Source organism: Aeromonas sp. QDB56 (assembly GCF_027705505.1).
Classification (GTDB): Bacteria; Pseudomonadota; Gammaproteobacteria; order Enterobacterales; family Aeromonadaceae; genus Aeromonas; species Aeromonas caviae.
The window spans coordinates 1-12,426 of sequence record NZ_JAPDBZ010000123.1 but is presented as its reverse complement, the minus strand read 5'-3'; the positions used below and the strand labels follow the sequence as shown (position 1 = coordinate 12,426).

At 56.7% G+C, this 12,426-nt stretch carries 9 protein-coding genes and 1 tRNA gene; all 10 read right to left on the bottom strand.

The window, feature by feature from the left end; all coding sequences use genetic code 11:
• Nucleotides 1–120: 120 nt before the first annotated feature.
• Complete coding sequence (gene rpoC / locus OKB81_RS16040) at nt 121–4,425, bottom strand: DNA-directed RNA polymerase subunit beta' (protein ID WP_010675955.1); 4,305 nt, start codon at nt 4,423–4,425, stop codon at nt 121–123.
• Nucleotides 4,426–4,516: 91 nt separating this feature from the next.
• Entirely contained in the window at nt 4,517–8,545 is a 4,029-nt protein-coding gene (rpoB, locus tag OKB81_RS16035; RefSeq protein WP_010675956.1) for a DNA-directed RNA polymerase subunit beta, read from the bottom strand.
• A gap of 223 nt (nt 8,546–8,768) precedes the next feature.
• Nucleotides 8,769–9,134 (bottom strand): 50S ribosomal protein L7/L12, encoded by a 366-nt coding sequence (gene rplL / locus OKB81_RS16030; RefSeq protein WP_010675957.1) that lies wholly within the window; start codon nt 9,132–9,134, stop codon nt 8,769–8,771.
• Between the two features lie 51 nt (nt 9,135–9,185).
• A complete protein-coding gene (gene rplJ, locus OKB81_RS16025; RefSeq protein ID WP_005339895.1) occupies nt 9,186–9,686 on the bottom strand; it encodes a 50S ribosomal protein L10 in 501 nt (166 codons plus the stop codon).
• 256 nt (nt 9,687–9,942) lie between these two features.
• On the bottom strand, nt 9,943–10,644 hold the full coding sequence (gene rplA / locus OKB81_RS16020; protein WP_160839010.1) for a 50S ribosomal protein L1: 702 nt from the start codon (nt 10,642–10,644) through the stop codon (nt 9,943–9,945).
• Nucleotides 10,645–10,648: 4 nt separating this feature from the next.
• Nucleotides 10,649–11,077, bottom strand: coding sequence for a 50S ribosomal protein L11 (gene rplK, locus OKB81_RS16015; protein ID WP_005306313.1), 429 nt, complete (start codon nt 11,075–11,077; stop codon nt 10,649–10,651).
• Nucleotides 11,078–11,211: 134 nt separating this feature from the next.
• Entirely contained in the window at nt 11,212–11,763 is a 552-nt protein-coding gene (gene nusG / locus OKB81_RS16010) for a transcription termination/antitermination protein NusG (protein ID WP_010675959.1), read from the bottom strand.
• Nucleotides 11,764–11,772: 9 nt separating this feature from the next.
• Nucleotides 11,773–12,144 (bottom strand): preprotein translocase subunit SecE, encoded by a 372-nt coding sequence (gene secE, locus OKB81_RS16005; protein ID WP_010675960.1) that lies wholly within the window; start codon nt 12,142–12,144, stop codon nt 11,773–11,775.
• Nucleotides 12,145–12,204: 60 nt separating this feature from the next.
• Nucleotides 12,205–12,281 (bottom strand) — tRNA-Trp (locus tag OKB81_RS16000).
• Nucleotides 12,282–12,333: 52 nt separating this feature from the next.
• On the bottom strand, nt 12,334–12,426 hold a 93-nt coding region (locus tag OKB81_RS15995), incomplete at its 5' end, for a hypothetical protein (protein WP_131867864.1).

Here is a 12,426-nt window from a genome sequence, read left to right as displayed (position 1 = left end):
GGATTTAGGGACTCAGAATACTTTTTTCTGAAAATCAAGGCGGCCTTCCCCGGAAAGCCGCGATGAACCATAAAAAAAGGGCCCCTAGAAGGAGCCCTTTTCGATCACTGCAGCGGAAGATTACTCTTCGTCAAAACTGCCGGCTGCGTTGAGCAGATCCGCCAGGTTTTGCTGAGCTTCATCGGCAGTCACCTGCGGCACACCGACAGCACGGGCTGCGGCGGCACGCTGGTTGATGCGGCTGTGGTGGTAGGCAAAGCCGGTACCAGCCGGGATCAGACGACCCACGATCACGTTCTCTTTCAGGCCGCGCAGTTCATCACGCTTGCCACCAACGGCTGCTTCGGTCAGCACGCGGGTGGTCTCCTGGAAGGAAGCCGCGGAGATGAAGGACTCGGTGCTCAGAGATGCCTTGGTAATACCCATCAGGATATGACGGTAGGTAGCCGGGGTCTTCCCTTCGGCAACCAGTTTACGGTTGGCGATCTTCACACGGGCCACTTCAACCTGCTCACCTTCGATCAGGTCGGTGTCACCAGCGCTCAGGATCTCGCACTTGCGAAGCATCTGACGCACGATGACTTCGATGTGCTTGTCGTTGATCTTAACGCCTTGCAGACGGTAAACGTCCTGCACTTCGTTGGCGATGTAGTTGGCGACCGGGCTGATACCGCGCAGACGCAGGATGTCATGAGCAGACTCGGGACCGTCCGCCAGCACTTCACCCTTCTCAACTTTTTCACCTTCGAACACGTTGAGGTGACGCCATTTCGGAATCATCTCTTCGTAGATCTCGCCACCATCGGTCGGGGTGATGACCAGACGGCGTTTGCCCTTGGTCTCTTTCCCGAAGGAGATGGTACCGGAGATCTCGGCCAGGATGGCCGGCTCTTTCGGCTGACGTGCTTCGAACAGATCCGCAACGCGCGGCAGACCACCGGTGATGTCCTTGGTACCGCTGGACTCTTGCGGGATACGCGCAACCGCGTCACCCACGCCCACGTTAGCACCATCTTCCAGGTTCACGATCGCCTTGCCCGGCAGGAAGTACTGGGCGGGAACGTCGGTGCCCGGGATCATCACATCCTTGCCGTTCAGATCGACCAGTTTCACGGTCGGACGCATCTCTTTACCGGCGCTCGGACGCTCGTTGACATCCAGCACGACGATGGAAGAGAGACCGGTCAGCTCGTCGGTCTGACGAGTGATGGTCACACCGTCGATCATGTGTTCGAAGTGCAGGCGACCCGCTACTTCGGTGATGATCGGGTGGGTGTGCGGGTCCCAGTTCGCGACGGTATCACCGGCGTTCACCGCTTCGCCATCCTTCACTTCCAGCACGGAACCGTAAGGCAGCTTGTGGCTTTCCTTGGTACGGCCCATCTCGTCCATGATGGTCAGCTCGGTAGAACGGGAGGTGATAACCAGCTTGTCAGAGTTGTTCAGAACGAACTTGGCGTTCTGCAACTTGATGCTACCGGTGTTCTTCACCTGGATGCTGCTCTCGGCAGCCGCTCGGGATGCGGCACCACCGATGTGGAAGGTACGCATCGTCAGCTGGGTACCCGGTTCACCGATGGACTGAGCGGCGATAACACCGACAGCCTCACCCTTGTTAACCAGGTGACCACGGGCCAGATCACGGCCGTAGCAGTGAGCACAGTTACCGAAGTCGGTCTCACAGGTGATGGCAGAACGTACCTTCACGCGGTCGACGGAGTTGCGCTCCAGCAGGTCACACAGCTGCTCGTCGAGCAGGGTGTTGCGCGCTACCAGCACTTCATCCTCGGTACCCGGCTTGATCACGTCTTCGGCCACCACACGACCCAACACGCGCTCACGCAGCGGCTCGACCACGTCGCCACCCTCGATCAGCGGAGTCATCCACAGACCGTCGGTAGTGCCGCAATCGTCCTCGGTGATCACCATGTCCTGGGCCACGTCAACCAGACGACGGGTCAGGTAACCGGAGTTCGCTGTCTTCAGTGCGGTATCCGCCAGACCTTTACGAGCACCGTGAGTGGAGATGAAGTACTGCAGTACGTTCAGACCTTCACGGAAGTTCGCCACGATCGGCGTTTCGATGATGGAGCCATCCGGCTTCGCCATCAGGCCACGCATACCGGCCAGCTGACGGATCTGGGCGGCGGAGCCCCGCGCACCAGAGTCGGCCATCATGAAGATGCTGTTGAAGGAGGCTTGCTCTTCCTCATCGCCCAGGGAGTTGACGTTACGCTCCTTGGAAAGGTTGTCCATCATGGCCTTGGAGACGCGATCGTTCGCGCTGGCCCAGATATCGATAACCTTGTTGTAACGTTCGCCCGCGGTCACCAGACCGGACAGGAACTGGTCCTGGATCTCGGCAACTTCGGCTTCTGCAGCAGCGATGATGTCTTTCTTGGCATCCGGGATGACCATGTCATCGATACCAACAGAGGCACCGGACAGGGCCGCGTAGTGGAAACCGGTATACATCAGCTGGTCAGCGAAGATGACGGTATCCTTCAGGCCCTGCTTGCGATAGCAGGTGTTCAGCAGACGGGAGATGAGCTTTTTGCCCAGCGCCTTGTTGGAGACGCACTTGATCCAGTTCTGTGGGTTGGCGTCCAGGTCAGCCTGCTCTGCAGCAGTCAGTACCTTGGGCTCGTCGATCAGCGCGTATTCCATGCCTTTGGGCAGGATCAGGCTCAGGATCGCACGACCAACGGTGGTGTTCTTCATCTCGGTCTTGGCAACCAGCTCACCGGCTTCGTTCTTCACGTACTCGGTGATGCGGCACTTGACGCGAGCATGCAGGTCGGCCAGACCGGCACGGTACACCTTCTCGGCCTCTTTCGGGCCGGACAGCACCATACCTTCGCCCTTGGCGTTGATACGGGCACGGGTCATGTAATACAGACCCAAGACCACGTCCTGGGAAGGAACGATGATCGGCTCACCGGAGGCAGGCGACAGGATGTTGTTGGTGGACATCATCAGGGCGCGCGCTTCCAGCTGGGCTTCCAGGGTCAGCGGTACGTGGACCGCCATCTGGTCACCGTCGAAGTCCGCGTTATAGGCGGCACAGACGAGCGGGTGCAGCTGGATGGCCTTGCCTTCGATCAGGGTCGGTTCAAACGCTTGGATACCCAGACGGTGCAGGGTCGGTGCACGGTTCAGCAGAACCGGGTGTTCGCGGATCACTTCGTCCAGGATGTCCCAAACGACGGCTTCTTCGCGCTCCACCATCTTCTTGGCGGCCTTGATGGTGGTCGCCAGACCGCGGGATTCCAGCTTGCCGTAGATGAAGGGCTTGAACAGCTCAAGTGCCATCTTCTTCGGCAGACCGCACTGATGCAGACGCAGGGTCGGACCTACGGTGATAACGGAACGACCGGAGTAGTCGACACGCTTACCCAGCAGGTTCTGACGGAAACGACCTTGCTTACCCTTGATCATGTCGGCCAGGGATTTCAGCGGGCGCTTGTTGGAACCGGTGATGGCACGACCACGACGGCCGTTGTCCAGCAGGGCATCCACGGACTCTTGCAGCATGCGCTTTTCGTTGCGCACGATGATGTCCGGCGCAGCCAGGTCCAGCAGGCGCTTCAAGCGGTTGTTACGGTTGATCACGCGACGGTACAGATCGTTCAGATCGGAGGTCGCGAAACGACCGCCGTCCAGCGGTACCAGCGGACGCAGGTCCGGCGGCAGCACGGGCAGCACTGTCATGATCATCCACTCCGGCTTGTTGCCGGATTGCAGGAAGGCTTCCATCAGCTTCAGACGCTTGGTGGTCTTCTTGCGCTTGGTCTCGGAGTTGGTCTGATCCAGCTCCTCACGCATGGCTTTGACTTCGCCTTCCAGATCGATGGCGCGCAGCAGAGCCAGAATGGCCTCGGCACCCATCTTGGCGTCGAATTCGTCGCCCCACTCTTCCAGTGCGTCCAGATAGTTCTCTTCGGAGAGCATCTGGCTGCGCTCGAGGTTGGTCATGCCGGGTTCGATCACTACATAGGATTCGAAATACAGCACGCGCTCGATGTCACGCAGGGTCATGTCCAGCAGCAGACCGATACGGGACGGCAGGGACTTTAGGAACCAGATGTGGGCAGTCGGGCTGGCCAGCTCGATGTGGCCCATGCGCTCACGACGGACCTTGGTCTGGGTCACTTCTACACCGCACTTCTCGCAGATCACACCACGGTGTTTCAGGCGCTTGTACTTGCCGCACAGACACTCGTAGTCCTTCACCGGTCCGAAGATACGGGCGCAGAACAGACCATCACGCTCCGGCTTGAAAGTCCGGTAGTTGATGGTCTCAGGCTTTTTGACCTCACCGAATGACCAGGAGCGGATCATGTCAGGAGAGGCCAGACCGATCTTGATACTGTCAAACTCTTCGGTCTTGGTCTGAGCCTTCAAAAACTTGAGTAAGTCTTTCACGTGTTTCCCCTGTCAGGAGTCTAACCTCGGCGCCCCGGCTGCCGAAACAGCGGGGCGCCCACGTCAATTCTCGAACAATAAGAGCGAGCTCTTACTCTTCGTCCAGCTCGATGTTGATACCCAGAGAGCGGATTTCCTTCAGCAATACGTTGAAGGATTCGGGCATGCCCGGCTCCATACGGTGGTCGCCATCCACGATGTTCTTGTACATCTTGGTACGGCCGTTCACATCGTCAGACTTGACGGTCAGCATTTCCTGCAGGGTATATGCCGCACCGTAAGCCTCCAGGGCCCACACTTCCATCTCACCGAACCGCTGACCACCGAACTGCGCCTTACCACCCAGCGGCTGCTGGGTAACCAAGCTGTAGGAACCGGTAGAACGCGCGTGCATCTTGTCGTCTACCAGGTGGTTCAGCTTCAGCATGTACATGTAACCCACGGTGACCTTGCGCTCGAAGGCGTTACCGGTACGACCGTCGAACAGGGAGATCTGACCGGATTCCGGCAGATCGGCCAGCTTCAGCAAGGCTTTGATTTCGCGCTCTTTGGCACCATCAAAGACAGGTGTAGCCACCGGCAGACCTTTACGCAGGTTACCCACCAGGGTACGCACGTCGTCGTCAGACAGTTCAGCAATGTTCACTTGCTGGGAGTCCTTCTCGCCCAGGTCATAGACCTGTTGCAGGAACTCGCGCATCTCGTGCAGCTCGCGCTGTTCTTTGATCATGCGGTCGATCTTCTCGCCGATGCCCTTGGCCGCGAGGCCCAGGTGCACTTCGAGGATCTGACCGATGTTCATACGAGACGGTACACCCAGCGGGTTCAGTACGATGTCGACCGGACGGCCGTACTCGTCATGGGGCATATCCTCGACCGGACAGATCTTGGAAATAACACCCTTGTTACCGTGACGGCCCGCCATCTTGTCACCCGGCTGGATGCGACGCTTGACGGCCAGATAGACCTTGACGATCTTCAGTACGCCCGGCGCCAGGTCATCGCCCTGGATGATCTTGCGACGCTTGTTCTCGAATTTCTTGTCGAACTCGGCCTTCAGCTCAACGTGCTGTTCAGCGATCTGCTCCAGCTCGATTTGCTTGGCTTCATCTTCGATGGCCAGCTCAAACCACTTGGAACGATCGAGCTTGTTCAGACGATCTTCGCTGTAACCGGCGGCCAGCAGCAGGTTGCGGGAACGGCCGAAAATGCCGTCTTCCAGGATCTTGAACTCTTCGGTCAAGTCCTTCTTCGCTTCCTTCAGCTGCATCTCTTCGATTTCTTTGGCGCGCTTGTCTTTTTCCACGCCATCGCGGGTAAAGACCTGCACGTCAACCACGGTACCGTACACACCGTTTGGTACACGCAGGGAAGAGTCCTTCACGTCGGACGCCTTCTCACCGAAGATGGCGCGCAGCAGCTTCTCTTCCGGAGTCAGCTGGGTTTCACCTTTCGGCGTTACCTTGCCGACCAGGATATCGCCGCCCTTCACTTCGGCACCCACGTAGACGATACCGGACTCGTCCAGCTTGGACAGTGCGGCTTCACCCACGTTCGGGATGTCAGCAGTGATCTCTTCCGGACCCAGCTTGGTGTCACGGGAGATACAGGCCAGTTCCTGGATGTGAATGGTGGTCAGGCGATCTTCCTGAACAACACGCTCGTTCACCAGGATCGAGTCTTCGAAGTTGTAACCGTTCCACGGCATGAACGCGACGCGCAGGTTCTGACCCAGCGCCAGTTCACCAAGATCGGTGGACGGGCCGTCAGCCAGCACGTCACCCGCCATCACCGGCTCACCCAACATCACGCACGGACGCTGGTTGATACAGGTGTTCTGGTTGGAACGGGTGTATTTGGTCAGGCTGTAGATGTCGATGCCGGCTTCGCCAGGCAGCAGCTCATCTTCGTTGACCTTGATAACGATACGGGAGGCATCGACATAGTCGATCATGCCGCCACGCTTGGCCACTACGGTCACACCGGAGTCAACGGCCACTGCGCGTTCCATACCGGTACCAACCAGCGGCTTGTCAGCGCGCAGGGTCGGTACAGCCTGACGTTGCATGTTTGAACCCATCAATGCGCGGTTCGCGTCATCGTGTTCCAGGAACGGGATCAGGGCCGCTGCCACAGAGACGATCTGTTGCGGGCTCACGTCCATGTACTGGATCTGGTCGGCGTTCATAAAGGTGGATTCACCTTTGTGACGGCACGGGATCAATTCATCTTTCAGACGGCCATCTTCGGTGGTCGCGGCGTTGGCCTGTGCGATCACGTACTTGCCTTCTTCAATCGCAGACAGGTAATCCACTTCGTCGGTGATCACACCGTCGATCACCTTGCGGTACGGGGTCTCGAGGAAACCGTACTCGTTGGTGCGGGAATACACGGACAGCGAGTTGATCAGACCGATGTTCGGACCTTCCGGCGTTTCGATGGGACACAGACGACCGTAGTGGGTCGGGTGTACGTCTCGAACTTCGAAACCGGCACGCTCACGGGTCAAACCGCCCGGGCCCAGCGCGGAGATACGGCGCTTGTGGGTCACTTCGGACAGCGGGTTGTTCTGGTCCATGAACTGGGACAGCTGGCTGGAACCAAAGAACTCTTTGACCGCGGCGGAGATCGGCTTGGCGTTGATCAGATCCTGCGGCATCAAGGTGTCCAGATCGCCCAGAGACAGGCGCTCCTTCACCGCACGCTCGACACGGACCAGACCGACACGGAACTGGTTCTCGGCCATTTCACCGACGGAACGAATACGACGGTTACCCAGGTGGTCGATATCGTCCACTTCGTCGTTACCGTTACGGATGTCGATCAGGCGCTTCATGACCTCGACGATATCGTCCTTGGTCAGCACGCCAACGCCAGTCTCGTCTTCACGACCCAGACGGCGGTTGAACTTCATCCGACCTACGGTAGACAGGTCGTAACGCTCGGACGAGAAGAACAGGTTCTCGAACAGCTGTTCGGCCGCTTCGCGAGTGGGCGGCTCGCCCGGACGCATCATGCGATAGATCTCGACCAGAGCTTCCAGGCGGCTGGAGCTGGAGTCGATACGCAGGGTCTCGGACATGTAGGCACCGTGGTCCAGTTCGTTGGTGAACAGAACCTCGAAGTGCTTGAAGCCGGCTTGGGACAGGTTGGCAACTGCTTCCAGGCTCAGGGCCTGGTTGGCAGTCACGACCATTTCACCAGTCTGCGGATGTGCATAGTTCTTGGCTGCAACTTTGCCAACAACATACTCTACCGGCACCTCGATCTGAGTGATGCCGTCTTTTTCCAGCTGACGGATGTGACGGGCAGTGACACGACGACCGGTCTCGACCACCACGGCGCCATTGGCAATGATGTCGAATGTCGCGGTCTCGCCACGCAGGCGCTCGGGCACCAGATCCATCATCAACTTGCCATCTTTCACTTCGAAACCGATGGTCTCGAAGAAGGTGGCCAGGATTTCTTCGGAGCTGAAGTCCAGGGCGCGCAGAATAATGGAGGCTGGCAGTTTACGACGACGGTCGATACGGACAAACAGGTTGTCTTTCGCATCGAACTCGAAGTCCAGCCAGGAGCCACGGTAGGGGATAACGCGAGCGTTATAAAGCACCTTACCGGATGAATGTGTTTTGCCTTTATCGTGGTCGAAGAAGACGCCCGGGCTGCGGTGCAGCTGGGAGACGATGACCCGCTCGGTACCATTGATGACAAAGGTGCCGTTTTCGGTCATGAGCGGAATTTCGCCCATGTAAACTTCTTGTTCCTTGATGTCTTTGACGGTGCCGGCAGCTGCTTCACGGTCGTACAGAACCATACGAAGCTTGACACGCAGCGGCGCGGAGTAGGTCACTCCACGGATCTGGCATTCTTTTACGTCAAATACCGGCTCACCCAGGCGATAGCTGACATACTGAAGCTCAGCACTACCGGAGTAACTGGTGATCGGGAAAACGCTACGGAAGGCGGCTTCTAGGCCGTACTCACCTTCCGGGTCAGCCTCGATGAACTGCTTGAAGGAGTCCAGCTGAATGGACAACAGATAAGGCGTGTCCAGTACCTGGTCTCGCTTACCGAAGTCCTTACGTATGCGTTTTTTTTCGGTATAAGAGTAAACCATAGGGTTCCTCAGCTCGCTGATAAGTGACCCACTCTGTCCCCACGGGACAGCTCTGTCTCAACACCGTTTTGTGTTGGCCCGGACGATGAGGCGGTCCGGATTGCTGGTGCACCGAGAGTCGTGAACGGTGTGAAATACTCTCAGTCTACAGCGCAAAAAGGCTGGTGAATAAAGATTCACCAGCCTTAGCCTGTTTTATCAGGCTAATCTACATAAATGCAGATTATTTGATCTCAACAGAAGCACCGGCAGCTTCCAGCTCTTTCTTCAGAGCTTCAGCTTCGTCCTTGGACACGGCTTCTTTCAGATTGGTCGGAGCAGCTTCTACCAGGTCCTTGGCTTCTTTCAGGCCCAGACCGGTAGCGCCACGAACGGCCTTGATGACGGCAACTTTGTTGGCGCCAGCAGCAGTCAGAACTACGTCGAACTCGGTCTTCTCTTCTACTGCTTCAGCAGCAGCCGGGCCGGCCATGACGGCAGCAGCGGCAGAAACACCGAACTTCTCTTCCATAGCTTCGATCAGCTCAACAACTTCCATTACGGACATGGAAGCAACGGCTTCGATGATTTGGTCTTTAGTGATAGACATGACAAAAATTCCTGATGTTGAATAAACTCAAACAGCCTAGATAGGCGAGAATCAAGCAGCAGCTTGTTTCTGGTCGCGAACAGCAGCGATAGTACGAACCAGCTTGCCAGCAGAGGCTTCCTTCATGGTAGCCATCAACTTCGCAATTGCTTCTTCGTAAGTCGGCAGCGTGGCCAGACGATCAATTTGTGCTGCGGCGATAAACTCACCGTTAAAAGCGCCAGCCTTGATTTCGAACTTTTGGTTCGCTTTGGCAAACTCTTTGAACAGACGAGCGGCAGCGCCCGGGTGTTCGTTAGAGAAAGCAATCAAGGTAGGACCGGTAAATGCGTCGTTCAGGCACTCGTATTCGGTACCTTCTACCGCGCGACGCAGCAGGGTGTTACGCACAACGCGCATGTACACACCAGCTTCACGAGCGGTCTTACGCAGGACGGTCATCTTGTCTACAGTGACGCCGCGAGAATCGGCTACAACTGCAGAAAGAGCGCCTTTGGCAGCTTCGTTGACTTCAGCAACAATTGCCTTTTTGTCTTCGAGTCCCAATGCCATTGGCTTAACTCCTGGATTGAATCCGGGTCTATTGACCCAGTACTGACACATCCCCCCTACCTTTACAACAGAGGGGAACGATGCGGTAGCAGGATTCCAGAAGAGAAAGAATCTTTCTCGCTGGGTTTCCGGCACCGTCTACGCAGGAAACATTAAGGCTTTGCAGCCTCCTGCGGTCTTGGACGGAGGTCGAAACCCCCAACCAATCAAGGCGCAAAATTATAGATTAAATTTTGCGCCTTGTAAAACCCATCAATTAGGCCTGAGCTTCCAGAGAAGCTTGGTCTACGGCAACACCGGCACCCATGGTGGTGGAGATGCTGACTTTCTTGATGAATACACCCTTGGCGGAGGACGGCTTGGCCTTCTTCAAGGCAACCAGCAGCGCTTCCAGGTTCTCTTTCAACTGAGCTTCGTTGAAGGAAACTTTGCCCAGGGTGGTGTGAATGATACCGTTCTTGTCGTTACGGTAACGAACCTGACCAGCCTTGGCGTTCTTGACGGCTTCGGCTACGTTCGGAGTGACGGTACCCACTTTCGGGTTCGGCATCAGACCGCGCGGGCCCAGGATTTGACCCAGTTGACCAACAACACGCATGGCATCCGGGGATGCGATGACGACGTCGAAGTTCATCTCGCCTTTCTTGACCAGCTCGGCCAGGTCGTCCATACCAACCAGTTCAGCACCGGCAGCCTTGGCGGCTTCGGCGTTGGCACCCTGGGTGAACACGGCGACACGGATGTCACGACCGGTACCGTGCGGCAGTACAGTTGCACCACGTACGTTCTGATCGGATTTACGAGCATCGATACCCAGGTTAACGGCAACGTCAACGCTTTCAACGAACTTGGCAGTAGCCAGTTCTTTCAGCAGGGCAATGGCTTCGTTGATGGAGTACTCTTTGGTACCGTCAACTTTTTCGCGAATAACGCGCATACGCTTGGACAGTTTAGCCATTGTCTTACTCCTCCACTACCAGGCCCATGGAACGAGCGGAACCGGCGATGCAACGTACTTTTGCATCCAGATCGGCACCAGTCATATCCGGCTCTTTGGTCTTGGCGATTTCTTGCAGCTGAGCCACAGTCACCTTACCAACCTTGTCTTTGTTCGGCTTGGCAGAACCAGACTGGATACCAGCGGCTTTCTTCAGCAGGAAGGAAGCGGGCGGAGTCTTGGTTTCGAAGGTGAAGGAACGGTCGCTGTAAACGGTGATCACGACCGGAGTCGGAGAACCTTTTTCCAGCTTTTCTGTACGGGCGTTGAACGCCTTACAGAATTCCATGATGTTCACGCCGTGCTGACCCAGAGCGGGACCAACGGGAGGGCTGGGGTTAGCACTGCCAGCCTTAACTTGCAGCTTGATATAAGCTGTGACTTTCTTAGCCATTACAAAAATACCTCAAAAATGGGTTCTAACGCCTCGGAGACATGCTCCTGCAAACGGCTCCCCAACAAATAAAGGGGCAGCGAATTATAGAGATAATCGCTGCCCCTGACAACCGTTAAACGTACACAGATTAATCAGCCTTTTTCGACCTGACCAAAATCCAGTTCTACCGGCGTTGAGCGGCCGAAGATCAGTACGGAGACCTTCACGCGGCTCTTTTCGTAGTCCACCTCTTCAACGGTACCGTTGAAGTCGGCGAACGGACCATCGGCAACCCGGACCATCTCACCCGGTTCAAACAGGGTTTTCGGACGCGGCTTGTCGTGGGCATCTTGCAGACGATTGAGGATGGCATCCGCTTCCTTATCGGAGATAGGAGCAGGGCGATCGGAGGTACCGCCGATGAAACCCATTACACGTGGTACATTGCGTACCAGGTGCCATGTGGTTTCATCCATCACCATCTGGACCAGGACGTATCCCGGGAAAAATTTGCGCTCACTCTTGCGCTTCTGGCCAGCACGCATCTCGACCACTTCTTCGGTCGGGACCAGCACTTCACCAAACAGCTCTTCCATGCCATGCATCTTGATATGTTCACGCAGGGATTTGGCAACACGGCCTTCGTAGCCGGAAAATGCCTGCACGACATACCATCTCATACGCTGTTCACGTTGTTCAGTCATGGCTTATCCTTACACACCGGTAATCAGGTTGACCAACCAGACCAAGGCGCCGTCCAACACGAACAGCAGCAGCCCCATCACGGCAGTCACCGCCAGCACAATCAGGGTTGTCTGAATGGCTTCCTGACGGGTCGGCCATACGACCTTGCGGACTTCCAGGCGAGACTCACGGGCAAACGCCAGTGTTGCCTTGCCCTTGGTGGTTTGCAGGGCCACTGCACCGGCAGCAGCGATGACAACGACCACACCCAGGGCGCGGACGGCAGCAATAACGTCGCTCAGCAGGTAATTGCCCACTACAGCGGCCGCCAGGATGATGAAAACCAGGCCCCAAAGCAGGGTATCCTTGCTTCCGCCCTGACCCTCAGAACTAACACTCATACAACCCACCTGTATCTGACGTAACCAAAGACACAAAAGCCCCGTACGAGCCGAGGTATATGGCAGGGGCGGCAGGACTCGAACCCGCAACCATCGGTTTTGGAGACCGCTGTTCTACCAATTCGAACTACGCCCCTGCATAAGAAAGCCCCTATTATAGGGGCTTTGCTTTATTTATGTAAGCCAAGATTAAGCGATAACTTTGGCTACAACACCAGCACCTACGGTACGGCCACCTTCACGGATGGCGAAACGCAGGCCGTCGTCCATCGCGATCGGGGC